The organism is Streptomyces mauvecolor (genome assembly GCF_039532965.1).
Classification (GTDB): Bacteria; Actinomycetota; Actinomycetes; order Streptomycetales; family Streptomycetaceae; genus Streptomyces; species Streptomyces violascens.
This window is the reverse complement of the sequence record NZ_BAAASQ010000002.1, coordinates 199,345-222,740: the sequence shown is the minus strand read 5'-3', so window position 1 is coordinate 222,740 and position 23,396 is coordinate 199,345. Positions and strand designations below refer to the sequence as shown.

General features: G+C 69.3%; 22 protein-coding genes and 2 tRNA genes. 18 read left to right on the top strand and 6 right to left on the bottom strand.

Annotated features, from left to right (window positions below):
- Positions 1-180: 180 nt before the first annotated feature.
- The 4 genes from gyrB to ABD346_RS01730 all read left to right on the top strand — a co-directional run bounded on the left by gyrB (position 181) and on the right by ABD346_RS01730 (position 5,696).
- The gene (gyrB, locus tag ABD346_RS01745; protein WP_344370884.1) at positions 181-2,244 is read left to right on the top strand and encodes a DNA topoisomerase (ATP-hydrolyzing) subunit B; all 2,064 of its coding nucleotides are present in this window, start codon (positions 181-183) and stop codon (positions 2,242-2,244) included.
- A gap of 44 nt (positions 2,245-2,288) precedes the next feature.
- On the top strand, positions 2,289-4,886 hold the full coding sequence (gene gyrA / locus ABD346_RS01740) for a DNA gyrase subunit A (protein ID WP_344370882.1): 2,598 nt from the start codon (positions 2,289-2,291) through the stop codon (positions 4,884-4,886).
- An 87-nt stretch (positions 4,887-4,973) separates the two neighbouring features.
- Positions 4,974-5,525 (top strand): DUF3566 domain-containing protein, encoded by a 552-nt coding sequence (locus ABD346_RS01735; RefSeq protein WP_226598919.1) that lies wholly within the window; start codon positions 4,974-4,976, stop codon positions 5,523-5,525.
- Positions 5,526-5,622: 97 nt separating this feature from the next.
- Positions 5,623-5,696: transfer RNA gene (locus ABD346_RS01730), tRNA-Ile, on the top strand.
- A gap of 294 nt (positions 5,697-5,990) precedes the next feature.
- On the opposite strand, the gene ABD346_RS01725 is transcribed toward ABD346_RS01730, so the two are convergent.
- Positions 5,991-6,422 carry a DUF6344 domain-containing protein gene (locus ABD346_RS01725; protein WP_344370879.1) on the bottom strand — a complete coding sequence of 144 codons (432 nt, stop codon included), beginning with the start codon at positions 6,420-6,422 and terminating at the stop codon, positions 5,991-5,993.
- A 222-nt stretch (positions 6,423-6,644) separates the two neighbouring features.
- Between ABD346_RS01725 and ABD346_RS01720 the strand changes: the two genes are divergently transcribed.
- The gene (locus ABD346_RS01720; RefSeq protein ID WP_003958712.1) at positions 6,645-6,779 is read left to right on the top strand and encodes a DLW-39 family protein; all 135 of its coding nucleotides are present in this window, start codon (positions 6,645-6,647) and stop codon (positions 6,777-6,779) included.
- A 191-nt stretch (positions 6,780-6,970) separates the two neighbouring features.
- Positions 6,971-8,218 (top strand): hypothetical protein, encoded by a 1,248-nt coding sequence (locus ABD346_RS01715; RefSeq protein ID WP_344370877.1) that lies wholly within the window; start codon positions 6,971-6,973, stop codon positions 8,216-8,218.
- Between the two features lie 7 nt (positions 8,219-8,225).
- Here the strand turns inward: ABD346_RS01715 and ABD346_RS01710 are convergent, their stop codons facing one another.
- Positions 8,226-9,593 (bottom strand): serine/threonine-protein kinase, encoded by a 1,368-nt coding sequence (locus tag ABD346_RS01710; RefSeq protein WP_344370875.1) that lies wholly within the window; start codon positions 9,591-9,593, stop codon positions 8,226-8,228.
- Between the two features lie 29 nt (positions 9,594-9,622).
- Entirely contained in the window at positions 9,623-10,171 is a 549-nt protein-coding gene (locus ABD346_RS01705) for a helix-turn-helix domain-containing protein (protein WP_189969852.1), read from the bottom strand.
- A gap of 152 nt (positions 10,172-10,323) precedes the next feature.
- Between ABD346_RS01705 and ABD346_RS01700 the strand changes: the two genes are divergently transcribed.
- The 3 genes from ABD346_RS01700 (at position 10,324) to ABD346_RS01690 (ending at position 12,227) form a co-directional block, all read left to right on the top strand.
- A tRNA-Ala gene (locus ABD346_RS01700) sits at positions 10,324-10,396 on the top strand.
- 148 nt (positions 10,397-10,544) lie between these two features.
- Positions 10,545-10,769: a hypothetical protein gene (locus tag ABD346_RS01695; protein ID WP_344370873.1), complete on the top strand. Its 225-nt coding sequence runs from the start codon at positions 10,545-10,547 to the stop codon at positions 10,767-10,769.
- A 126-nt stretch (positions 10,770-10,895) separates the two neighbouring features.
- Positions 10,896-12,227, top strand: coding sequence for a helix-turn-helix domain-containing protein (locus tag ABD346_RS01690; protein ID WP_344370872.1), 1,332 nt, complete (start codon positions 10,896-10,898; stop codon positions 12,225-12,227).
- Positions 12,228-12,242: 15 nt separating this feature from the next.
- Here ABD346_RS01690 and ABD346_RS01685 read toward each other — a convergent pair whose 3' ends face one another.
- On the bottom strand, positions 12,243-12,365 hold the full coding sequence (locus tag ABD346_RS01685; protein WP_344370870.1) for a hypothetical protein: 123 nt from the start codon (positions 12,363-12,365) through the stop codon (positions 12,243-12,245).
- A 464-nt stretch (positions 12,366-12,829) separates the two neighbouring features.
- Between ABD346_RS01685 and ABD346_RS01680 the strand changes: the two genes are divergently transcribed.
- The 7 genes from ABD346_RS01680 to ABD346_RS01650 are packed head-to-tail and all read left to right on the top strand — an operon-like array spanning position 12,830 to position 20,199.
- Positions 12,830-13,531, top strand: coding sequence for an iron-containing redox enzyme family protein (locus ABD346_RS01680; protein WP_344370868.1), 702 nt, complete (start codon positions 12,830-12,832; stop codon positions 13,529-13,531).
- 1 nt (position 13,532) lies between these two features.
- Positions 13,533-14,789 carry an ATP-grasp domain-containing protein gene (locus tag ABD346_RS01675; protein ID WP_344370866.1) on the top strand — a complete coding sequence of 419 codons (1,257 nt, stop codon included), beginning with the start codon at positions 13,533-13,535 and terminating at the stop codon, positions 14,787-14,789.
- Positions 14,782-16,083 (top strand): ATP-grasp domain-containing protein, encoded by a 1,302-nt coding sequence (locus ABD346_RS01670; protein ID WP_344370864.1) that lies wholly within the window; start codon positions 14,782-14,784, stop codon positions 16,081-16,083. The genes ABD346_RS01675 and ABD346_RS01670 overlap by 8 nt, the downstream gene beginning before the upstream one ends.
- 56 nt (positions 16,084-16,139) lie before the next feature.
- Positions 16,140-17,237: an LLM class flavin-dependent oxidoreductase gene (locus tag ABD346_RS01665; protein ID WP_344370862.1), complete on the top strand. Its 1,098-nt coding sequence runs from the start codon at positions 16,140-16,142 to the stop codon at positions 17,235-17,237.
- On the top strand, positions 17,237-18,679 hold the full coding sequence (locus tag ABD346_RS01660; RefSeq protein ID WP_344370861.1) for an MFS transporter: 1,443 nt from the start codon (positions 17,237-17,239) through the stop codon (positions 18,677-18,679). The genes ABD346_RS01665 and ABD346_RS01660 overlap by 1 nt, the downstream gene beginning before the upstream one ends.
- Positions 18,676-19,200 carry a flavin reductase family protein gene (locus ABD346_RS01655; protein WP_344370859.1) on the top strand — a complete coding sequence of 175 codons (525 nt, stop codon included), beginning with the start codon at positions 18,676-18,678 and terminating at the stop codon, positions 19,198-19,200. Before ABD346_RS01660 ends, ABD346_RS01655 begins: the two co-directional genes overlap by 4 nt.
- Positions 19,201-19,218: 18 nt before the next feature.
- Positions 19,219-20,199, top strand: coding sequence for a 2-hydroxyacid dehydrogenase (locus ABD346_RS01650; protein ID WP_344370857.1), 981 nt, complete (start codon positions 19,219-19,221; stop codon positions 20,197-20,199).
- A gap of 85 nt (positions 20,200-20,284) precedes the next feature.
- On the opposite strand, the gene ABD346_RS01645 is transcribed toward ABD346_RS01650, so the two are convergent.
- Positions 20,285-21,037 carry a DUF5324 family protein gene (locus ABD346_RS01645; RefSeq protein ID WP_344370854.1) on the bottom strand — a complete coding sequence of 251 codons (753 nt, stop codon included), beginning with the start codon at positions 21,035-21,037 and terminating at the stop codon, positions 20,285-20,287.
- 258 nt (positions 21,038-21,295) lie between these two features.
- Here ABD346_RS01645 and ABD346_RS01640 point away from each other — a divergent pair, with 258 nt between their 5' ends.
- Together ABD346_RS01640 and ABD346_RS01635 are read left to right on the top strand one after the other, a co-directional pair.
- Positions 21,296-21,829 (top strand): peptidylprolyl isomerase, encoded by a 534-nt coding sequence (locus ABD346_RS01640; protein WP_344370852.1) that lies wholly within the window; start codon positions 21,296-21,298, stop codon positions 21,827-21,829.
- 85 nt (positions 21,830-21,914) lie between these two features.
- Positions 21,915-22,802 (top strand): rhomboid family intramembrane serine protease, encoded by an 888-nt coding sequence (locus tag ABD346_RS01635; protein WP_344370850.1) that lies wholly within the window; start codon positions 21,915-21,917, stop codon positions 22,800-22,802.
- A 278-nt stretch (positions 22,803-23,080) separates the two neighbouring features.
- Here ABD346_RS01635 and crgA read toward each other — a convergent pair whose 3' ends face one another.
- Positions 23,081-23,335, bottom strand: coding sequence for a cell division protein CrgA (gene crgA, locus ABD346_RS01630; protein ID WP_053724735.1), 255 nt, complete (start codon positions 23,333-23,335; stop codon positions 23,081-23,083).
- Positions 23,336-23,396: the final 61 nt, after the last annotated feature.

Sequence of the window (23,396 nt, the reverse complement as noted above, 5' to 3'; positions counted from 1 at the left end):
GCGGACTCAGGTACCGGCAAACCCCCATTCATGTCGGCGCTACCGGTAGACTGGTCAATAATCCCGCCGTCCTCGCGGGACCCACCGAAAGACGCGGTCGGACGCTTGCCCCCTCGGCAACGCCCGACGCTGACCATCGCTGAACGACGCAGCCGCTCCTGCCTGTACAGGGGAAGGCTTGTGCTGTGCCAGAAAGGGCGCTTCGTGGCCGATTCCGGCAACCCCAACGAGAACTCCCCGTCCACTGCCGTCGGCGAGAACGGCGAGGTCACCGCCTCGTACGACGCCAGCGCGATCACTGTCCTCGAAGGTCTGGACGCGGTCCGCAAGCGACCCGGCATGTACATCGGCTCGACCGGTGAGCGGGGTCTGCACCACCTCGTGTACGAGGTCGTCGACAACTCGGTCGACGAGGCGCTGGCCGGTCACGCGGACACGATCGACGTCACGATCCTGTCCGACGGCGGCGTACGCGTCGTCGACAACGGCCGCGGCATCCCCGTGGGCATCGTTCCCTCCGAGGGGAAGCCCGCCGTCGAGGTCGTCCTCACCGTCCTCCACGCGGGCGGCAAGTTCGGCGGCGGCGGTTACGCCGTCTCCGGCGGTCTCCACGGCGTGGGTGTGTCCGTCGTGAACGCGCTGTCCACGAAGGTCGCGGTCGAGGTCAAGACCGACGGCCACCGCTGGACGCAGGACTACAAGCTGGGTGTCCCGACGGCGCCGCTCGCCCGGCACGAGGCCATCGAGGAGACCGGCACCTCGGTCACCTTCTGGGCCGACGGCGACATCTTCGAGACCACCGAGTACTCCTTCGAGACGCTGTCGCGGCGTTTCCAGGAGATGGCCTTCCTCAACAAGGGCCTGACGATCAAGCTGACCGACGAGCGCGAGTCGGCGAAGGCGGTCTCGGGCGCGGACTCCGCGGAGGAGGCCGAGGAGCAGCAGCCCCTGTCGGTGACGTACTTCTACGAGGGCGGCATCGTCGACTTCGTGAAGTACCTCAACTCGCGCAAGGGCGAGCTGATCCACCCGACCGTGATCGACATCGACGCCGAGGACAAGGAGCGACTTCTCTCGGCCGAGATCGCGATGCAGTGGAACTCTCAGTACAGCGAGGGCGTTTACTCCTTTGCGAACACCATCCACACGCATGAGGGGGGTACGCATGAGGAGGGATTCCGCGCCGCGCTCACGGGCCTGGTCAACCGGTACGCCCGGGACAAGAAGCTGCTGCGCGAGAAGGACGACAACCTCTCGGGCGAGGATATCCGCGAGGGTCTGACGGCGATCATCTCCGTCAAGCTGGGCGAGCCGCAGTTCGAGGGCCAGACCAAGACCAAGCTGGGCAACACCGAGGCGAAGACGTTCGTCCAGAAGGTGGTGCACGAGCACCTCACCGACTGGTTCGACCGCAACCCCAACGAGGCCGCGGACATCATCCGCAAGTCCATCCAGGCGCAGACGGCCCGCGTCGCCGCCCGCAAGGCGCGTGACCTGACCCGCCGCAAGGGGCTTCTGGAATCGGCGTCGCTGCCCGGCAAGCTCTCGGACTGCCAGTCCAACGACCCCACCAAGTGCGAGATCTTCATCGTCGAGGGTGACTCCGCCGGTGGTTCGGCGAAGTCCGGCCGCAACCCGATGTACCAGGCGATCCTGCCCATCCGAGGCAAGATCCTGAACGTCGAGAAGGCGCGGATCGACAAGATCCTGCAGAACACCGAGGTCCAGGCGCTGATCTCGGCGTTCGGTACCGGGGTCCACGAGGACTTCGACATCGAGAAGCTCCGCTATCACAAGATCATCCTGATGGCGGACGCCGACGTCGACGGCCAGCACATCAACACCCTGCTGCTGACCTTCCTGTTCCGCTTCATGCGGCCGCTGGTCGAGGCCGGGCATGTCTACCTGTCGCGCCCGCCGCTCTACAAGATCAAGTGGGGCCGGGACGACTTCGAGTACGCGTACTCGGACCGGGAGCGCGACGCGCTCGTGGAGCTCGGCAAGCAGAACGGCAAGCGGATCCGCGAGGACTCGATCCAGCGCTTCAAGGGTCTGGGCGAGATGAACGCCGAGGAGCTGCGCGTCACCACCATGGACACCGAGCACCGGGTGCTCGGCCAGGTCACCCTTGACGACGCGGCCCAGGCCGACGACCTGTTCTCGGTGCTGATGGGCGAGGACGTCGAGGCACGCCGCTCGTTCATCCAGCGCAACGCGCGGGACGTCCGCTTCCTCGACATCTGACTCGGTCTGTCGCTGACCGCTTCGAAAGGACTTGAGAACCAGCAATGGCCGACGAGAACACTCCTACGCCCACTGAAGCCACCGAGGAAGAGCCTGTTCTGCGCATCGAGCCCGTCGGGCTCGAAACGGAGATGCAGCGCTCCTACCTCGACTACGCGATGTCCGTCATCGTCTCGCGTGCGCTGCCGGACGTACGGGACGGTCTGAAGCCCGTCCACCGCCGCGTCCTGTACGCCATGTACGACGGCGGGTACCGGCCCGAGAAGGGCTTCTACAAGTGCGCCCGCGTCGTCGGTGACGTCATGGGTACGTACCACCCGCACGGCGACACCTCGATCTACGACGCCCTCGTGCGCCTCGCCCAGCACTGGTCGATGCGCATGCCGCTGGTGGACTCCAACGGCAACTTCGGCTCCCCCGGCAACGACCCGGCCGCCGCCATGCGGTACACCGAGTGCAAGCTGATGCCGCTGGCCATGGAGATGGTCCGGGACATCGACGAGGAGACCGTCGACTTCCAGGACAACTACGACGGCCGCAACCAGGAGCCGACGGTCCTGCCGGCGCGCTTCCCGAACCTCCTGGTCAACGGCTCGGCCGGCATCGCGGTGGGCATGGCCACCAACATCCCGCCGCACAACCTGCGCGAGGTCGCCGAGGGCGCCCAGTGGTACCTGGCGAACCCGGAGGCCTCCCACGAGGAGCTCCTGGACGCGCTGATCGAGCGCATCAAGGGCCCCGACTTCCCGACCGGCGCGCTGGTCGTGGGCCGCAAGGGCATCGAGGAGGCGTACCGCACCGGGCGCGGCTCCATCACGATGCGGGCGGTCGTCGCGGTCGAGGAGATCCAGAACCGCCAGTGCCTGGTGGTCACGGAGCTGCCCTACCAGGTCAACCCGGACAACCTCGCGCAGAAGATCGCCGACCTGGTCAAGGACGGCAAGGTCGGCGGCATCGCGGACGTCCGCGACGAGACCTCCTCGCGCACCGGCCAGCGCCTGGTGATCGTCCTGAAGCGGGACGCGGTCGCCAAGGTCGTCCTGAACAACCTGTACAAGCACACCGACCTGCAGACCAACTTCGGCGCCAACATGCTGGCGCTGGTCGACGGCGTGCCGCGCACGCTCTCGATCGACGCGTTCATCCGCCACTGGGTGACGCACCAGATCGAGGTCATCGTCCGGCGTACGAAGTTCCGGCTGCGCAAGGCCGAGGAGCGGGCCCACATCCTGCGCGGCCTGCTCAAGGCGCTCGACGCGATCGACGAGGTCATCGCGCTGATCCGGCGCAGCGACACGGTCGACGTCGCGCGCGAGGGCCTGATGGGCCTGCTCTCCATCGACGAGATCCAGGCCAACGCCATCCTCGAGATGCAGCTGCGCCGCCTCGCCGCCTTGGAGCGCCAGAAGATCGTCGCCGAGCACGACGAGCTCCAGGCGAAGATCAACGAGTACAACGCGATCCTCGCCTCGCCCGAGAAGCAGCGGGCGATCGTCAGCGAGGAACTGGCCGCGATCGTCGACAAGTTCGGTGACGACCGGCGCTCGGCCCTGGTGCCGTTCGACGGCGACATGTCCATCGAGGACCTGATCGCCGAAGAGGACATCGTCGTCACCATCACCAACGGCGGCTATGTCAAGCGCACCAAGACCGAGGACTACCGCTCGCAGAAGCGCGGCGGCAAGGGCGTACGCGGCACCAAGCTGAAGCAGGACGACATCGTCGACCACTTCTTCGTGTCCACCACGCACCACTGGCTGCTGTTCTTCACCAACAAGGGCCGTGTCTACCGGGCCAAGGCGTACGAGCTGCCGGACGCCGGACGTGACGCGCGCGGCCAGCACGTCGCCAACCTGCTGGCGTTCCAGCCGGACGAGAAGATCGCCCAGATCCTCGCGATCCGCGACTACGACGCGGCGCCCTATCTGATCCTGGCCACCAAGGCCGGCCTGGTGAAGAAGACGCCGTTGAAGGATTACGACTCGCCCCGTTCGGGTGGTGTCATCGCCATCAATCTGCGGGAGACCGCGGACGGCGGCGACGACGAACTGATCGGCGCGGAGCTCGTGTCGGCCGAGGACGATCTGCTGCTCGTCAGCAAGAAGGCGCAGTCCATCCGCTTCACGGCGACGGACGACGCGCTGCGTCCGATGGGCCGCGCGACATCCGGCGTCAAGGGGATGAGTTTCCGCGAGGGAGACGAACTGCTCTCGATGAATGTCGTCCGGCCCGGTACGTTCGTCTTCACCGCAACCGATGGCGGGTACGCGAAGCGCACCCCCGTCGACGAGTACCGCGTCCAGGGTCGCGGCGGCCTCGGCATCAAGGCCGCCAAGATCGTGGAGGACCGGGGCTCGCTGGTCGGCGCGCTGGTGGTCGAGGAGACGGATGAAATCCTCGCCATCACGCTCGGCGGCGGTGTGATTCGTACGCGAGTCAACGAGGTCAGGGAGACGGGCCGTGACACCATGGGCGTCCAACTGATCAACCTGGGCAAGCGCGATGCCGTCGTCGGCATCGCCCGTAACGCCGAGGCGGGCAGCGAGGCCGAAGAGGTCGACGGGGCCGACGACGCCGAGGGCGCTACTGCCGAGGCTGCTGCCGAGGGCGCCCAGCCCTCGGCCGGGGAGCACGAGGAGTAAAGCGTGAGTGGAGCCACGGGCGCCGGAGCGGCCGCTTCCGGAGCGAACGGTGCCCGTGGCCCTGCCGCGGACTCCCAGGGGGTAACGGTGACGGACACCCGGGGCCCTCAGGGCCGGGCGGAGTACGAGGCCGGGGCGCTGCCCGGCGAGCGTGAGAAGCCGATCGGCGGGCAGCAGCAGCCCTATCACCCGCCGCAGGCCTACCCCGCGCCGCAGCGTGGCGCCGAGGGTGCGCGCCGGCCGCGTACCGGGGCGCGTACGGCGCCCCGCACGCGCAAGGCGCGCCTGCGGGTGTCCAAGGCCGACCCGTGGTCGGTGATGAAGGTCAGCTTCCTGCTGTCCATCGCGCTCGGCATCTGCACGGTGATCGCGGCCGCGGTGCTGTGGATGGTCATGGACGCCATGGGCGTGTTCTCCACGGTCGGCGGCACGATCAGCGAGGCCACGGGCTCGAACGAGTCCAACGGCTTCGACCTCCAGTCGTTCCTGTCGCTGCCGCGGGTGCTGCTCTTCACGTCCGTCATCGCGGTGATCGACGTGGTGCTCGCCACGGCGCTCGCGACGCTCGGCGCGTTCATCTACAACCTCTCGGCCGGTTTCGTGGGCGGTATCGAGCTCACGCTCGCCGAGGACGAGTAGCCGCAGTTCACAGCCGCTCGGCTATCGATTTTGGGACTGGCCGTCCCGTGCGCTAATCTTCAGAGGTCAGCGCGCGGGACATCCCGCAAAGCGCGGCGGGGCTATAGCTCAGTTGGTTAGAGCGCATCCCTGATAAGGATGAGGCCACAGGTTCAAATCCTGTTAGCCCCACAGTGACGAAGACCCCCGAGGCGAAAGCCCGGGGGTCTTCGGCGTTTGCGGAGGCCGTACGGCTGTGGTGTCCAGGGCCTCGGGTGCGCCGGGTGGCACGGCGAAGGCAGGCGGGCCCCAGGTGTGCTGGGTGGCGCAGGGCGAAGGTCCCGGGCGTCGGCCGGGGACAAGCGGGCCCCGGGTGCCGGACCGGGGACAGCGGGGTGTCCGTACGGCGCAGGGCCCCCAGGACGCCGAAGAGCCCGGCAACTCGGGGGAGTTGCCGGGCTCGCAGCTCGGGCGGAGCGGGGTGGGTCAGCGGGAGGGGCCGTCGCCCCTGGCCGAGTCGTCGGGGCCCTCGGCGGCCGTGTCGCCGCCGGATGTCGCCGGGCTGTCCGGCGCCACCACGCCGGTGTCGCCGCCGGGCATCGACGGGTCGTAGGCCGGGTCGTCGGCCGAGTCGCGGTCGTCGGCGCGGTGGCGCGAGGAGGGCGAGGCGCCATGGGCCTCGGCGCGGATGCGCTGCTTCATGGTGGGCGGCAGGGCGGACGCCGAGGGCACGGCCCAGTGCACGGTCGGCGCAACGGGGATGTCCGGTTCGCTGCGGTTGTACGTCGCGTTGTGCTGCGGTACGGAAGCCGCGGGAGCGGCGGCGGTGGCCTGGCCGGCCAGGCCGAGGGAGGCGAGAAGGGCGACGAGCGCCCCGATGAGTGCGGTCCACCAGGTCGTGAGCTTGCTGGTTGCCATGACGTCCTCGCTTCTTCCGTAAACAGCGTGTGCTGATGGGTTGCCCGAATTGCGTTGTATCCGATGATGTGCGGGGGGCATCCGGGAGGCGAGGAGCGACGCACCGTATCGGTGGATGTTCCGATGAACTACACACGGATGGAGCATCACCGATTGATATCGATCGGTGTGTATAGTCGGGCGGCAGAGGTCCCTTACGTCAAGGAAAGACGAGGTCGCGCGGTGAAGAAGCTTCTCCTGGTCGCACTGGCCGCCATCGGCGGGCTCCTCGTGTACCGCCAGATCCAGGCGGATCGCGCCGAGCAGGATCTGTGGACGGAGGCGACCGACTCCGTGCCCGCAGGTTCGGGTGTGTGAGACCGAAAGACCCGGTTGCGAAGCCCCGGCCACTGAGGTGGCCGGGGCTTCGTGCTGTCCCGGGGGATGCCCCGGGCGCTGTTGAGTTCACGTGAGCAAATAGTTGACTTGCGAGGGCAAAGGTGGGGCGGGGCGACGTGAGGACGAGGCACAGCAGGTCCCGGCGGGCGGCACAAAGGATCGGGGCGGCGGTGGCCGCGCTCGGCGCGCTCCTTGCGGCGCCGGGACCCGTGCACGCGGCCGGGCAACCGCCTTCGTACCGGTTTCCCGAGGGTGTGCAGGACGTGTCGGGGGGTGCGAACAACACCGACGGGCCGGTGCTGAAGCCCGACACCGCCTATAGGTCGGTCATCAAGCCCGGCGGCAAGCTCTATTTCCAGCTGATCCTGGACGGCGAGAACGACGCCTATGCCTCCGCGGTCGCCGTGCCGGGGCCCGCAGGCGCGAAGCTCGCCTACGGCGACTCCATCAAGGTGTCGCTCGAGAACGCCGACGGCGACGACTGCGACTCCCAGCGCCGTTCGATCGGCTCGGCGCAGTACCCGCACCCCATCGCCGCGTACGCCTATCGCGGCCTGCGCAAGAGCCTGTCGACCTGTCAGAAGCCCGGCACGTACTACATGGTGGTCGAGCGCGAGAGCGACACGACCTCCACGCCGTCCGACTGGGGACTCGACCTGCGCTACACGACCGAGCCCACCCGCGGCGGGGCCGGGCCGAGCACGGCGCCCTCCGGCTGGCCCTCCGCGTCACCGGCCCCGCAGACCGGAACCCCGCGCCGCGCCCACGGCGGCACCGGCTTCCACGACGCGACCGCACTGTCCCCGGGGCAGTGGAAGGACACCATCCGGCCGGGCGAGACCCTCTTCTACCGGGTGCCGCTCGACTGGGGCCGGCAACTCTTCGCCGACGGAGGTCTGGGAAGCCTCGCGTCCGCCAAGGACGGCTACATCGGCACCGCCCTCTCCCTGCAGCTCTACAACCCCGCGTGGGGCTTCGTCTCCGGGGCGTCGGCGCCGTACGACGGAAAGCAGAAGGAGGCCGCGCTCGACCCCCTCGCGCCGGTCGCCTACGAGAACCGCTACTCGACCAGCGACGAGACCTCGGCGATGCGGCTCAGCGGCTCCTACTACCTGGCCGTCTCCCTCAGCCCCGAGGTGGGGCGGACCTTCGGGGACGCCCCGTACGACCTGACGCTGCGGCTGACCGTACGGGGCGAGGCGACGTCCGGTCCGGCTTACGCGGGCCACGCGCCCGACTTCGGGGCGGGCGGCGGGGCGAAGGCCGGTGACAGCTCGATGAAACTCCTCGCGGCCCTCGGAATCGGCACGGGCACGGTGCTCGTGGCCGGGCTCGCGGTGTGGACGCTGGTGGCCCGCAGGCGCGCGTCCGCGGCCGCCCCGGGTCCGCAGGGCTTCGGGCCGCCGAGCGCCTGGTAGCGGGCCCTCAAGTCTGCGTCAGAGCCCAGAACCCGACCGCGAAACACACCAGCGCCACCAGGAGCACCGGCACCGCGACCCTGGCGGGCGGCCCGGGCCGCGGCCGGGGTGCGGAACCCACGAAAGAGGTTCCCCGCACGGGAACTTGGGGCGGCACGGCCGCATTGGGGTATGGCGCCGTGTACGGCGTCGTCGCGGGCGTGGGCGGCGTCTGCTCGTACTGCGGAGGAAGGACGTACGCGGGGGCCGCAGTGGGAGGGGTGGGGGGCTGCCGCGGGGGTGGGGGGATGGTGTCGGGGACGGGGAGCGGGGGCGCCTGGCCGGATGTCGCGGGGGCGGACGTGAACTCCTGCGACTGACCACTCTGTTGGGGCCGCCCCTGCTGCGCGCCCCCGTGCACGCCCGGCTGCCGTGTGTCCTGGTGCTTTACGCCCTGCTGTACGCCCTCCCTCCTTAAGGAGGCGGACGCTTCCGGGGCCGGGGCCGGGGCCGGGTTCTCGGGGCCCTCGTCGGCGAAGCCGGGGGGCAGGGGGCCGATCTGGTCGAAGACTTCGACGGGTTCCTCGTCCGGGTCCTGCTCGGGCAGCAGTTCCACGGCCGATGCCAGCGCCTTGCGCGCCCCCGTGGCCGTGCGGAACCGGTTCTGCGGGTTCGGCTGGAGCAGTCCTGCAAGGACCTGCCAGAGCGGCTCGGGGATGCCCTGAGGGGCGCCGGGAGTGCCGTGGGCGGCGAAGTACTCGACGAGGGCCCGCGCGTCCGGCTTGCTGCCCTCCAGGAGGTAGAGCGCGACCAGGCCGACGGCGAACAGGTCGGCCGGGAAGTCGGGTTCGGCACCCATCATCTGCTCCGGCGCGAAGTAACCAGGCGTCCCCACCACGTAGTTGGTCTCCGTGAGGCGGGGCTCGTCCTTGCGCATCGAGATGCCGAAGTCGGACAGCCGCAGATGCGGACGGCCGCTTCCGGTGGCCTCCAGAAGGATGTTGGCCGGTTTGATGTCGCGGTGCACGACGCCCTCCGCGTGGACCGCGGCGAGGCCGGCGAGGAGCTGGTCGAGCAGGGTGCACACGAACCGGGGCGGCAACGGCCCGTAGTCGCCGATCAGATGGGCCAGCGAGCCACCGCAGACCAGGTCCATGGTGAACAGGACCTGGTCGTCGTCGGCGGCCCAGCTGGCCGGTGCGAGCACATGCGGGTGGTCGATCCTGAGGGCCTGCTCACGGACGAACCGCAGCAGGGTGTGGGCATCGCTCTGCTGGAGCACCTTCGCCGCCACATAGCGGCGCCTGCGCCGGTCCCAGGCGCGCCAGACGGCTCCCGCCCCGCCCCGGCCGACCGGGTCGACCAGCTCGTACCGACCGGCGAAGACCTCGCCCACCCGATGCCCCCAGGATCGATCCGACCGTGTCAGCTCTGGTGCGACTCGTAGTGCGAGACCGCCTCGGCGGTGCGCCCCGCGCCGTACACCCGGAGGAACTCTGCCAGCTCGGGGTGGGCCGGGGCGAGGGTGTCGGCGGCGTCGATGATGTCGCCGGCGGCCGCCACGGAACGCAGCAGCGACTGGATCTCGCGCACCACGCGGCGTACCGTCGGGGCGCCCGAACTGGACGTCGTCTGGCCGGTGTTGGTCAGCACCGAGCCTCCCTGGGACTTCTTGATCTCTTCCATCCGGTCGGTGGCCTCCACGGCGCTCACGCTGCCGTCGGCGACCTGCCCCGCCAGGTCCTGGAGTGCCTGGACACGCTGCACCACGGCCGGATTGCCGATCTTGGCCCGCTGCCCGCTCATCAGCTGCGACAGCATGGGAGCCGAGAGCCCCAGAACAGCGGCGAGCCGGGCCTGATTGAGCCCGAGGTCGTCTATCAGCCGTCGGAAGAGCGCCCCCAGTGGCTCCCCGTACCAGCTCCGCTGAAGCTCCCTGGCTCTGGCGGTCGCTTCCTGCTGTGCTGTGTCCATTGCGCGTCTCCCCATCGCTTCCCCATTGAGGCCGCTTCACGGGTGCGAACCTCGTCGAGCATCTTACGGAGAGTGGTCGTTCACCGGGAGTCCCAATCCTTTTGCGAGATCCCCGGTTCCACCCGGTACTCTGGTCCCGCAACACCTCATCCGGGGCCTTAGCTCAGTTGGTAGAGCGCTGCCTTTGCAAGGCAGATGTCAGGAGTTCGAATCTCCTAGGCTCCACATCTCAGGGGCTCCCTGACCTGCGGAAACGCGGGTCGGGGAGCCTTTTTTCATGCCCGGGACGATCTTGGACGCTGAGAGGAGACGTAGCCTGGCGGTGGCGTGGAGGCAGGGGCCGAACCCCCTGTGTGGCGAAGGTGAGTTGAGGATGGGAAGCGAGCGGAGCGCGGCCGGCCGGGCTGCCTGGGGCGTCGGCGGTGTCGCCTTGATCGTTCTGGGCGGCGTGCTGATCTGGATCATTCAGACCGGGGGCTTCGGGCAGCTGGCCGAGGATCTCAGCCCGATGGGGAGCCTGGCTGTCCGCTCGGTGACGTTCGTGCTCATCGGCGGCGGCGCCTGGTGCCTGGTGCGGGCCGGAAAGCAGCGAGCCTGACGGTCGCTCCGGCTCCGTGGGTGGCCGGCCGGCGTGCGGCGGGCGTGGGCACCGGCTGTCGGAGCGGCTGGATAGCATGGCCCATTCCGTCCCCCTGTGCGCCCCGCGGCCGGTGAAGGAGATCTCGTGAGTACGCCCGCGACCACGCTCGGACAGCGGCTGCGCGCACTGCGGGCCGCGCGCGGGCTGAGCCAGGCCGATCTCGCGGGTGCCGCCGTCTCCGCCAGTTACGTGTCCCTCATCGAGTCCGACCGGCGCTCCCCCGAACCCAAGGTCGTCGAGCTGCTCGCCGAGCGGCTCGGCACGACCGTCGACTATCTGCTGACCGGGCGGGACCGGGGCGAGCTGAGCGAGCGCCGGCTGCGGCTGAGATTCGCCGAGCTCGAGCTCGCCGACGGGCGGGCGGCGGACGCCCGGGAGCGGCTCGTCGAGCTGGCCCGGGACGCCGACCCGGAGCTGCGGACCGAGGCGCTCTGGGCGCTCGTGCGCGTCCACGAGGCGCTCGGCGAGCTCGACTCGGCCCTCGACGGTCTGGAGCGGCTCATCGGTGCGGCGCGCCGGGGCGAGGCGGTGCCGATCGGCCTGCTGCCGCTGCTCATGCGCCGCTGCCGGCTCCTGAGCGAGGCGGGCGATTTCGGGCGCAGCATCGATCTGGGCGAGCAGGCCCTGGAAGAGGTCCGCGGCCTCGGTCTCGAAGGCTCGGACGACGAGATCCGGCTGGCCTCGACGCTGGTCGCGAGCTACTGGGGCAGGGGCGATCTGGTGACGGCGCAGCGCCTGGCCACGCGGGTGGTCGAGCGCGCGGAGCGCAACGGCTCGGCACGGGCGCGCGGTTCGGCCTACTGGAACGCGGGTCTGGTCGCCGAGGCCCGCGGCGATGTCGTCCTCGCCCTCGGTCTCGTGGAGAAGGCGCTCGTGCTGATGGCGGGGGAGGACACCGAGCGCAATCTGGCCAGGCTGCGCATGACGCTGGCCTGGCTGCTGCTGCGCGCAGAGCCGGTCGACCTCGCCCGGGCCGGGCACCAGCTGGACGAGGCGTACGCGGTGTTCACGCGGAAGGCGAACGCTGGCGACCTGGCCTCCTGCGAGACCGAGATCGCCCGCCTCCACCTGCTCTCGGGCCGGCCCGCGGAGGCCGCCGACGTGGCCGAACGGGCCATGGGCCGGCTCTCGGCCCGGCGTTCCGTCGAGCACGGCCGGGCCCGCTGGGTGCTCGGGCTCGCCCTGGCCGCCGACGGGCGGGCCGCGGACGGCCTCGCCGAATGCCGCACCGCCGCCGAGGAACTGCAAGCGCTCGGAGCGCTCCTCGAAGCGGCGCAGGCCTGGCGTGAAATCGCCGAACTGAGTATCGGCCACGGGCCGGCGGAATCCGTTTTCGAGGCATTCCGCAAGGCGGTCGACTGTGCTGGTGTGAAGGCACCGCTGCCGTTGCCGAATGGGCGGCAGACCGCCGGCTGAATATGCCGGGCTGACTTACACCGCGTTCCTTCCGGACAGCGCACAGCACGGTCCGGGCCCGCTATCGGTGGCCGGTACCGCGACGGCGAACCCGATCAGGGCGGCCACGGCAGCGGCGAGCACGGTGATCCTCTTCATTGTTGTTTTACCTCTCCCCCGGTGAGCGCACGCCGCATTCCGGCGACGGCAGAGCGAGGATCGCTTAGTCAGGACTGCCTGTCAACGGACTCTGCGCAGGCTTAATGAACGCGACATGCCAGATTCGCAATCCGGTGGTGTACACCTCGCTGACCTGTGTACTTACGGATTGTGAATCCTGTGTTTCGGAGCTGAGGGGTCCGTTTGGCGAGTCAAGATCGGCGGCTTGTATCGGTCAAGAATGGCCTTGACTCCTCTCTTGCGTGCTGGGTAGCTTCGAGATGTTGCAGCGATCGGCCCGGACATGGCCAGTCAAGATCCTGTGGCGTTGAACGGGGGATGGTGGCACATCTGTGTGCGTCGACAGCCTTCCTCCTTTGGCATGCCGTGCGGAAATAAGAATTCCCCGGCGGCCATGGCAGCTTCTAGCGAAAACATCGTCGAAGAAGGGCTGTGGATTCACCGTGTCAAAGCTCGATCGGGCGCGTCTTGAAGCACTTGCAGAGGAACTCCTCGAAAAGCAGTTCCAGCGTGTTCCCAAGCTGCGTGAACTGCACAAGGGCGAATGGATAGACCGCGACTACTACATCCGTCACATCACCGAGACGGTGCTGCGGATCAGGCTCAACAACGAGGTCGACAGCTACGCTCTCTACAAGGTCGGCTCGCAGGACGACTCCCTCGCCGCGAAGCTCGCGAAATACCTGGCCGAGGAATTCGGCCACGAGAACATGTTCACCCGCGACCTGGAGAAGTTCGGGCTCACCATCGAGCAGCTGAACGCCACCCCGGTCTTCCCGTCCACCGCCAAGCTCATGGGCTACCTGCGTCTTGAGGCCGACCGGTCGGGCCCGGCGCCCACCACGATCTGGGACTGGTTCGTGGAGTGGTACTCGGACCGCTACAACCCGGTCATCACCGAGAAGGCGGCCACCGCGTTCGGAAAGGAGTACGTCCACGGCACCCGCGCCCACATCGCGTTCGACGAGTCCCACGACCACGACGAGCTGATGTTCCGCACGGTCGCCCGCGCCGTCGAGAAGTTCAGCAGCCCCGAGCAGGCCGAGGTCTACCTCACGGTCTTCATCGACCTCATCGGTGACTACTTCGCCGAGCTGTACGAGTCCACGGTCGGGGCCCGCGAGGCAGCACTGGTCGGCAGCTGACATGACCGACCTCCGCGACGCGCACGGCGGCCGGGTGCTGGTCGTCGAGCCGATGTCCTCGGGGGCGGCGCTGCTGCGCGCCGCCCATGACCTCGGTCTGGAGACGGTGGTCGCCTCCTACGACGACACCGACCGCCGGCTCCCCGACCGGGTGCGCCGGGACATCGACACCCTCGTGACCGTCGACACCAATGACGAGGGCGCCCTGCTGCGGGCGGCGACCCGGCTGCACGCCGAGGGCGGGCTCGCCGGTGTCCTGCCGGGCTTCGAGTTCTACGTACCCGTGGTCGCCCGGATCGCGGCCGGCCTGGGGCTCGCGGGCCTCGCGGAGGAGTCGGTCGATCAGGTCCGTGACAAGACCTCGATGCGCCGGCGCATCGATGCCGCCGGGCTGCGCGCACCCCGCCACGCCCCGGCGGCATCGCCCGCCGAGCTCGATGCGGCGGCCGGGCACGTGGGCTTCCCGTGCGTGCTGAAGCCCGCCGACTCGGCCGGCAGCATCCATGTGAGCCGCGCCGACAACCTCGCCGAACTCCGCGCCGCCTACCGCATCCTGGCCGACGACCACCGCCTCGACCTGGGGCGACGCCTGGACGGCCGGGTCCTCGTCGAGGAGTACCTGGACGGGCCCGAGGTGTCCGTCGAGGGGTACGTGTCGGCCGCCGGGCAGATCACCATCGTCGCCGTCACCAGCAAACTCCTCGGCCCCGAACCGTACTTCGTGGAACTGGGCCACATCGTCCAGGCCGAGCTGACCGGGACCCAGCGGCGTGCCGTCGAGTCGTACGTCACCGACGTCGTGACCGTCCTCGGCGTCACTGTCGGCCCCTTCCACTGCGAACTGCGCCTGCTCGACGACGGGCCCGTGCTCATTGAGCTCGGTGCGCGTATGGGCGGCGACCACATTCCCGAGCTCGTCGAGATCGCCACCGGTGTGTCCCTGCCCCACCTGGCCGTGGCCGCCCATGTGGGCCTCGACCCACGGGACGTGCCCTTGGGCGCGCCGCGCGCCAAACACGCGGCGGTCCGCTTCTTCACCGCGCCCGGGCGCACCCGGTACCGGACCGCGCGCGGCCTGGACGCGCTGCGCGCCCGGCCCGAAGTGCTCGACGCCGAGCTGTACCTGGGACCGGGCGACGAGATACCGCCGGACCACGACTTCCGCTGCCGGATCGGCCACGCCCTCTATACCGCGGACTCGTACGCCGACGCCCTGGAGCTCGGAAACCTGATCGACCTTGGAGTGAGCTTTGACTAGCCCGGCCGCCGAAACCGATTCTGCCGAAACCGATCCCGCCGCAACCGATTCCACCCCGGCCGGTTCCGTCCCGCTGGTTCTGGTCATCAACCGCTTCGACGACGAATTCGGCGAGTACCACCGCTTCGTCCCCGACGGCACCCACCGCCTGGCCCACCTCACCACCGAGGACGGGCTCGCCCCGCTCGCACAGGACTCGGCGGTCGCGACCGTGGTCGTGCCGGACCTCGACTACGACACGCTGCTCGGCCCGGCCCGCCGCATCGCCGAGGAACACGGCCCGTTCGCGGGGATCGTCGGAGTGTCCGAATTCGACCTGCTCACCGCGGCCCGGCTGCGCGCGGCCCTGGACGTGCCCGGCTGGAACACGGACTACGTCCGGCGCTTCCGCGACAAGACCGTCATGAAGAAGTGGGTCGACCTCGCGGGCGTACGCGTCCCGCGCTATCTGGAGGTCGGCGCGGACACCACCGCGCCGCAGCTCGTCGCGCAGCTCGGCCTGCCGCTGGTCCTCAAGCCCCGCGACGGCGCCGCCTCGCGCGGAGTGCGGCTGATCCGCACCGAGTCCGAGCTCACTGGGGCGCTCGCGGAACTCGCGGGCGAGGAGTACGAGGCGGAGGAGTACGTCGAGGGGCGCATCCACCATGTCGACGGCATCCGCCTGGGCGGCCGGTACCACTTCGTGACGGTCTCGGAGTACGTCAACACCTGCCTGGACTTCGCGCGCGGCACCCCGCTCGGCTCGGTGCTGCTCGATCCGGGGCCGCTGCGCACCGAACTCGCCGGGTTCGCCCATGACTGCCTGGACGCCCTGGAACTGTGGGACGGCCCCTTCCACCTGGAGCTGATCGTCACCCCGGCCGGGGAGGCGGTGTTCCTGGAGGTCGGCCTGCGGCCGGGCGGGGCCGGGGTGCCGTTCCTCCACCGCGACCTGTACGGCATCGACCTGTTCGGCGAGGCCTTCCGCACCACCCTCGGCATCGGACCACTCAGTGACGAGGGCGAGCTGAAGGGTGTGGAGGCGAGCGGCGGCTGGCTGGTCTTCCCGGAGCCGAAGCCCTGGCCCACCCGGCTCGTGGACCGCGTATCGCTGTCCGGCGTGGTGCCCGAGGTCTACGCCGAGGCACTGCCCGCCCCCGGGCACGTCTTCGACGGCGAGGGCGGCTACGACCACGCGGGCGGCCGCTTCCTCTTCCGCGGCGGCAGCCAGGCGGCGGTCCACCGCGCCATCCGCGAGGCAATCGCCCGCTACCGCCTGGAAGTCGAGCCGGTGACGGCAGCCGTCGAGCGCTGAGTGGGAATCGGAGACGAACGGTGTTTGGGAACCGGATGACAACTAAAGGACGCGACATGAGTCAGTTGAGGTTTCACTGGGGCTCGGCACTGGACGACGGCCAGAAGAAGTCGACACAGCAGTACGCGTCCGACGTGCTCGACCTGGACGGCGCCATCGAGTTCACCCGCGAGGCCGACGAGCTGGGGGTCGACTCGCTGCTGATGGCCCAGAGCTTCGACCTGCCCGACCCGCTGCCGATCATCGGCGTCTTCATGCGCGAGACCCGACGGCTCAAGTTCATCCTGGCCTACCGCCCGGGTCTGCTGTCGCCGACTCTGTTCACGCAGGTCGTCAACACCTTCTCGTGGATGTCCGGGGGCCGGATCTCGCTCAATGTCATCGCGGGCATCTCCCCGGCCGAGCAGGCCTACTACGGCGACTTCCTGGCGCACGACGCCCGTTATGAGCGCGCGAACGAGTTCCTGGAGATCCTGCACGCCTTCTGGCGCGGCGAGACCCCGCTGACGTACGAGGGGAGTCACTACCGGCTCAAGGACGCCCAGCTGGGCCTCGGCTACCACGGAGGCGGCCGGCCCGAGATTCTCATCAGCGGCGCCTCGGGGGTCGCCCAGCGGACCGCGGTGCGCCACGGCGACGTCTGGTTCCGGTACGCGGACACCCCGGCAGAGATCGCGAAGTCGGCGGCGCCGGTGCTCGCCCAGGGCGGCCGGGTCGGTCTGCGCATGCAGGTGCTGACCCGGGACACCCGAGAAGAGGCGCTCGCGGAACTCGCCGAGGTGATGAGCGGCGCCACCGAGGAACGCAAGAAGTGGGTCGCCGACTTCGTCGCGACCGCCGACTCCCAGGCGGTGCACAACTCCTTCCGCCTCGCGGACGAGGCGGGCCACGGCTGGATGTCGCCGATTCTGTATTCCGGCGCCGTCGCCTATCGCGGCGGGCCTGCCCTCTGCCTGGTCGGCAGCCACGCGGAGGTCGCCGCGTACCTCATGGAGTACAAGGCGGCCGGCATCGGCGAGTTCATCTTCTCGGGCTGGCCCGCCCGCGACGAGATGCGGAACTTCTTCACCCGCGTACTGCCGCTGGTGCGCGAGCTGGAGGAGAAGGAGGCGGCGTCGAGTCCGGCCGCCCGCGCGTCCGTGCCGGCCGGCTGATGGTGCGCCCCCGGACGCGGCGGACCCTGTTCGCCGGTGGCGTCCTGACCGGTCTGATGGCCCAGCAACTGGTCCTGTTCGCCGTGCCGTTGATCCTGTTCCAGGACACCAAGGAGGTGTCGACGCTCGGTATCGCCTATGCGCTCGAATGGCTTCCCAACCTGGTCGCCTTCCCGTTGGCCGGACTCCTCGCCGACCGTGACGGCGGGGTCCGGCTCTTCCGGCGCGCCAATCTCGCCCGGGCCGGTGCCCTCGGGCTCGTCGCGGTGCTGTGCCTGGTGACGCCGTCCTGGTCGACCGCCGTCCTGATGGCGAACGGGGCGCTGCTCTCCATTCTGATGGCTCCCGTGCACATGGCGGTCGAGAAGGTCGTCCCGCAGGTCGCCGAGGGCGAGGACCTCGCGAGGACGCAGTCGGTCGTGCAGAACATGGAGCTGCTCTCCATGGCTCTCGGGCCCGGCCTCGCCATGGTCTCCGTCCTCGTCCTCGGCAAGGTCTGGCTGCTCGTTCTCGCGGCGGCGATGTTCGCCCTGGCCGGCGCCTGCTGGCTGCCGCTGCCGCACCGGGGGCCCGAGAAGGGCGAGGCGAGCGAGGGGAGCGCGCGGGAGGCCGTCTTTGAACTCCGGCTCGGCTGGCGGCTGTTGACCGGGAACCGGCCCGTACTGCTGCTCGCCTGCTTCAACTTCTCGATCAATCTGGTCGTCTCGACGGTCCTCGCAGCGAATGCCGCTGTGATCACCGGTGTGTTCAAGGCACCGGATTCCTCCTTCGCACTGCTCAATATGTGCGTCGGTGTCATGGGCCTGGTCAATCTGCTGATCACACCTCTGCTGCTGAGGAGGTTCGAGGTCGGCATGCTCGGGGTGATCGGCTTCACGGTGGTGTGCGGCGCCCTGCTCCTGCTCGGTCTTGCCTCGTCGTTCGCGGTCTACGCGGTCGCCTTCGTGGTGATGCTGGTGGGCGACGCGTATTTCAATGTGTTCAACCGGACCCAGCGCGTGAAGGTCATTCCGCGGGAGCATCTGGGAAAGGTCATGGGGTCGTTCTTCATCATCAACGACCTCTCCTTCCCGATCGGCGGAATTCTGATCGCGACCGTCGTGGGGACCGCGGGCCCGCAGGGCCTGGTCGTGGTTCTCACCGTTCTGCTCGTGATCTTCGGAGCGGTATTCCTGCCGCTGACGATACGGGGATTCGAGCGGGCGCTCGCCGAAATCCGGGGCCGCGAGGGAGCCGTTTCCGAGCCTCACGAGCAAGGCGGTTATGAGTCTCGTGAGGAAGCCGGTTCTGAGCCTCGTGAGGAAGCCGGTTCTGAGCCTCGTGAGGAAGCCCGCGAAGAACGCCCCGAGCGAATCCGCCAAGAACCCCGTACAGAAACCCGTACGGACATCCTGGAACCCCAGGAAAGCCTGGAAAGCCTTACGGAGAGAGGGAGTTCATGAGCGCTCGGACCGAAATCGCGCCTTCCCCGCCGGGGCCGCCCGTCGCGGTCGACGGCGAGACGTTCCGCGAGGCGATGTCGCACCTGGCCGCGCCGCTGACCGTCGTCACCACCCGGGACGGGCAGGGGCGCCGGCGCGGCTTCACGGCGAGCTCGGTGACCTCCGTCTCGCTCGACCCGCCGCTCGTCCTTGTCGGCCTCTCGAACGGGTCGAGCTGCCGTGAGGCGCTGCTCGGCGCGGGCGAATTCATCGTCAACGTACTAGGTGAACAGCACCGCGGCGTGGCCACCGCATTCGCCGAACGCGGCGCAGACCGATTTCAGGGCCTTGCCTTCGACACCTGGCCAGAAACCGAGCTTCCGTATCTGACGGGTGCGAACGCGGCATTCCGATGTACCCGGGTACGCCATGTCCCGGTCGGCGACCACCACTTGGTGATAGGCGAGCTGACCGGCCTGATGGCAGAGGGCACGGACAAACCCCTCCTCTGGTACCGGCGGGGCTTTTCCACAGCGAGTTGAGAACATGAGGAGCTGACCATGAGCGGTCGCAGAGTGGTCGTGAGCGGCGCGACGTTTCCCCGGTCCGCGCGGCACGCACTCGAAGCCGGAGGACTGACCGTCGAGACCATTCCCGGAGACCTTGAGGAAGCCGGGGTGATCGAAGCCCTGAGAGGCGCCTGGGGATATGTGCTCGGCGGGTCGGAACGCATGTCCGCGAAGGCCTGGGAACAGCTCCCAGGCCTTGAGGTCGCCTGTTTCATGGGCACCGGATTCAAGACCTTCATGGAAGTCCCCGAAGGCCCCTCGCCGATCCGGTTCACCTATACCCCGCATGCCAACGCGTTCGCCGTCGCGGAATTCGCCCTTGCCCAGACCCTCGATCTGGTCCGCTCGATCACCCGGACCGTCGACGGGGTCGCCGCCGGCCGCTGGAGCGAGCGAGCCACTCCCTCGCTCGGCAGCGCCCGGCTGGGGATCGCGGGCCTGGGGCACATAGGGCGCGAGCTCGCCCGCATGGCGCACGCCGCGTTCGGCACCGAGATCGTGTACTGGAACCGCAGCCGCCGGCCCGAGTTCGACGCCCTCCCCTACCAGGCGGTCGGCTCGCTCGACGAGTTGTTCGCGGCGTCCGACGTGGTGTCCCTGAACTTCGCGTACGAGCCGGGCGGGAACGACGCGGTCGTGGGCGCCGGGCAGTTGCGGGCGCTCGGCCCGGACGGCTTCCTGGTGAACGTCTCCCGTGCGGAACTGGTCGATCCGGTCGCCCTGCGGACGGCGCTCGCCGAGCGGTGGATCGCCGGGGCCGCCATCGACGGCTACTACATCGAGCCCACCCCGGCCCCTGCTGAGGACCCCCACGGTCTGCTCGCCTTCGTGCCCGATCGCCTGCTGGTGACGCCGCACAGTGCCTATCTCAGTACGCACGCGATCGGCCGGATGGCGGACATGGCGGTGGCGAACCTGCTCGCGGTCGCCCGTGGCGAGGTTCCCCCGAACGAGGCCGTCGCCGTGCCTTGACAGCGACGGGTGTCCGTCGGCCTCAGGGGACCGCCGGACACCCGGGGGCTGTGCGCATGTCCTGGATGCCGCTCGTCAGCGTCGCTCAGGGCCGCTCGTCCCGCTCAGCCGCCTCTTCCGCGGCCTGTTTGGCCTGGACCTCGGGGTCGAGAATGTCGGTCGCGCTGCCGTCCACGGAGGTGAGCGGGGGGCGGTCGGCGACCTCGGTCGGCTCCGGGGGCTCGACCAGCCAGTCCGGGTTGGCCTGCTTGTCCCACCAGCGCCACGCGGCGAACGCGCCGCCCGCGAGGACGCCGAGGATCACGAGGCCCTTGCAGGCGCGGGCGGCCCTGGCCTGGCGCCGGTGCCGGCGCGCGAGCTTCTCGATCTCCTGCGTCGTCACCTGCCCACGCAGCGCGGCAAGCGCCGCCGCCGAGCGTGCCATGGCCTCCTCGCGCAGCGGCTGGGCGGCGGCGACCGCCTGTTCCACGCGCGGGGCGGCGTAGTCGGCGGCCTGCCGGGCGGCCCGGCGCGAACGCTCCGCCGCCTGGTGGGCCACCTCGTCCACCCTCGACGGGACGCGCGGCGCGAGGTGGACGTCGTACTGCTGCCGGGCCTGGGTGCGGGCCTGCGCCGCGGCCTTCGACACCTTCGGCGCGACACGTACGCGCGCTTCCTGCGCGTAGTGCTGGGCATACTGTGCGGCCTGCTGCCTGGCCGAGTCGGCGTAGGGCGCCACCACTTCCGCGGCGTGCAGCACGCTCTCCTTCGCCGTTCCGGTCGCGGCGCGCACGCTCTCCATGCGGGTCACGTGATCCTCCTCCTTGGTGGCGGTTCGGTATGTCGCCTTTCCACCCATCTCGAAATCATGCCTGTCCTGCGGGTACCCGGCATGTGCTCCAAGGCATCCGGGTGGGCATCGAGTCTTTTGAAGCACTTGGGGGCGCGGGTGCGGGGCGCAGTACTGGAGGGAGCCTGCGGTCGACAATGCCACGGTTGCGGGCAGTACGGGACCGTTCAGCGGGTATCTGTCGGTAACCGGGCGAATTCCCGTTCGCCGGTACGGTCCGTGCGAGGATCGTGGGACGTCAGTGCAGACCTCTAAGGAAGGCAGATCGTGGCCGAGCAGCTTTACGCCACCCTGAAGACCAACCAGGGCGACATCGAGATTCGGCTCCTGCCGAACCACGCACCCAAGACGGTCAAGAATTTCGTGGAACTCGCCAAGGGCGAGCGCGAGTGGACGAACCCGGCGACCGGCCAGAAGACCACGGACCCGCTGTACGACGGCACCGTCTTCCACCGCGTGATCAGCGGCTTCATGATCCAGGGCGGCGACCCGCTGGGCAACGGCACCGGCGGTCCGGGCTACGAGTTCGCCGACGAGTTCCACCCGGACCTCGGCTTCGACAAGCCGTACCTCCTTGCCATGGCCAACGCCGGCCCGGCCACCAACGGCTCGCAGTTCTTCATCACCGTGTCGCCCACCGCGTGGCTGACCCGCAAGCACACCATCTTCGGTGAGGTCTCGAACGACGCCGGCCGCAAGGTCGTGGACGCCATCGCGGCGACCCAGACCAACCCGCGCACCGACCGCCCGGTCAACGACGTGGTCATCGAGTCGGTCGTCGTGGAGACCCGCGAAGGCTGATCTCCGGCTCCGCAGGGAACCTTTCCGCCCCGCCCGTCCGTATGACGAGCGGGGCGGAGCTGCTGCACGAGGACGAGGGAGCCCGATGAACCAGGAAGAGGACCAGGCGCGTCAGGCCGGCCTGCCCGGCTGCTACCGGCACCCCGGGGTGCACACGGGCATCCGCTGTGCCCGCTGCGAGCGCCCGATCTGCCCCGAGTGCATGATCAGCGCCTCCGTCGGCTTCCAGTGCCCCGACTGCGTGCGCTCCGGCTCCGGCACCGGCCACGCCCGTACGGCGAACCAGCCGCGCACGCTGGCGGGCGGGACTCTGGCGGCGGGCGACCCGCAGCTGTTCACCAAGATCCTGATCGGGATCAACGTCGCCGCGTTCGTGGTGCAGCAAATCGTCGGGTTCCGGTTCACCGGCGCGTTCTACCTGCTGGGCGGATGGCCGGTGCAGGGCTTCGACGGCGTGCAGGGCGTGGCCGAGGGCCAGTGGTACCGGCTGCTGACCTCGATGTTCCTGCACGCCAGCTACATCCACATCGCCTTCAACATGCTCAGCCTGTGGTGGCTCGGCGGCCCTCTGGAGGCGGCGCTCGGCCGGGCGCGCTATCTGGCGCTGTACTTCGTGTCGGGCCTGGCGGGCGGCGCACTGACGTATCTTCTCGCCGCCCCCAACGAGCCCTCCCTCGGCGCGTCCGGCGCGATCTTCGGCCTGTTCGGCGCCATGGCGGTGCTGATGCGGCGGATGAAGTACGACATGCGTCCGGTCATCGGGCTGCTCGTGGTCAACCTGATCATTACGTTCACGTGGTCGGGCATCGCCTGGCAGGCGCACGTGGGCGGTCTGGTGGCCGGTGTTCTGGTCGGCATCGGCATGGTCCACGCCCCGGCCCAGCGGCGCGGCCCGGTGCAGTGGGGGACCTGTGCGCTGGTCCTCGCGGTCTCGGTCGTCATGGTGCTGATCCGCACCGCGCAGCTCACCTGACCACAGCGGGTACGAGCTTTCCCCAGAGTTGTCCACAGAGGGTGCCCGAACTTGTGCACCGGGTGGGGAACACCTGCGCCCCTCGCTCCTGACCTGGGTCTTTCCAGGCGGGGCAAGGGGCGCATGGGATGTGGAGACCGGCGGAACCAGTCACACCGGCGTCAACCTTCCGGAAGTTATCCACAGATCGTCTGAGTTATCCACTCCCCGTGGATAGCGCTGTGGATAACTGGGGGCAGAGCTTGCTTTCGCCGCTCCCACCCCCTACGCGAACAGCGCTACTTCCACTGCGTGGAGACGCCGAAGCCGCCCGCGATGAAGCCGAAGCCGACGACGATGTTCCAGTTGCCGAGCGCCTTGAGCGGCAGGTCTCCCTCGGTCACATAGAAGAGGACGATCCAGGCGAGCCCGATGAGGAAGAACGCCAGCATCACCGGGGCCACCCAGCCGCGGCTGCCCAGTTTGATGGCGGTCGCCTGCTTCGCGGGCGGCGGCGTGAAATCGGCCTTCTTGCGGATACGTGACTTCGGCACGAGGAACTCTCCTGTCGATGCGCTGCGTGACCGCGCAGGGAACTGTGGCGGCGCCGGGGGA

Coding starts and splice junctions, on each gene's coding strand:
- ABD346_RS01645 (WP_344370854.1), bottom strand. CDS start 21,037: ATGGGTGGAAAGGCGACATACCGAACCGCCACCAAGGAGGAGGATCAC.
- gyrA (WP_344370882.1), top strand. CDS start 2,289: ATGGCCGACGAGAACACTCCTACGCCCACTGAAGCCACCGAGGAAGAG.
- ABD346_RS01705 (WP_189969852.1), bottom strand. CDS start 10,171: ATGGACACAGCACAGCAGGAAGCGACCGCCAGAGCCAGGGAGCTTCAG.
- ABD346_RS01725 (WP_344370879.1), bottom strand. CDS start 6,422: ATGGCAACCAGCAAGCTCACGACCTGGTGGACCGCACTCATCGGGGCG.
- ABD346_RS01675 (WP_344370866.1), top strand. CDS start 13,533: ATGACCGACCTCCGCGACGCGCACGGCGGCCGGGTGCTGGTCGTCGAG.
- ABD346_RS01695 (WP_344370873.1), top strand. CDS start 10,545: ATGGGAAGCGAGCGGAGCGCGGCCGGCCGGGCTGCCTGGGGCGTCGGC.
- ABD346_RS01650 (WP_344370857.1), top strand. CDS start 19,219: ATGAGCGGTCGCAGAGTGGTCGTGAGCGGCGCGACGTTTCCCCGGTCC.
- ABD346_RS01660 (WP_344370861.1), top strand. CDS start 17,237: ATGGTGCGCCCCCGGACGCGGCGGACCCTGTTCGCCGGTGGCGTCCTG.
- ABD346_RS01685 (WP_344370870.1), bottom strand. CDS start 12,365: ATGAAGAGGATCACCGTGCTCGCCGCTGCCGTGGCCGCCCTGATCGGG.
- ABD346_RS01655 (WP_344370859.1), top strand. CDS start 18,676: ATGAGCGCTCGGACCGAAATCGCGCCTTCCCCGCCGGGGCCGCCCGTC.
- ABD346_RS01635 (WP_344370850.1), top strand. CDS start 21,915: ATGAACCAGGAAGAGGACCAGGCGCGTCAGGCCGGCCTGCCCGGCTGC.
- ABD346_RS01665 (WP_344370862.1), top strand. CDS start 16,140: ATGAGTCAGTTGAGGTTTCACTGGGGCTCGGCACTGGACGACGGCCAG.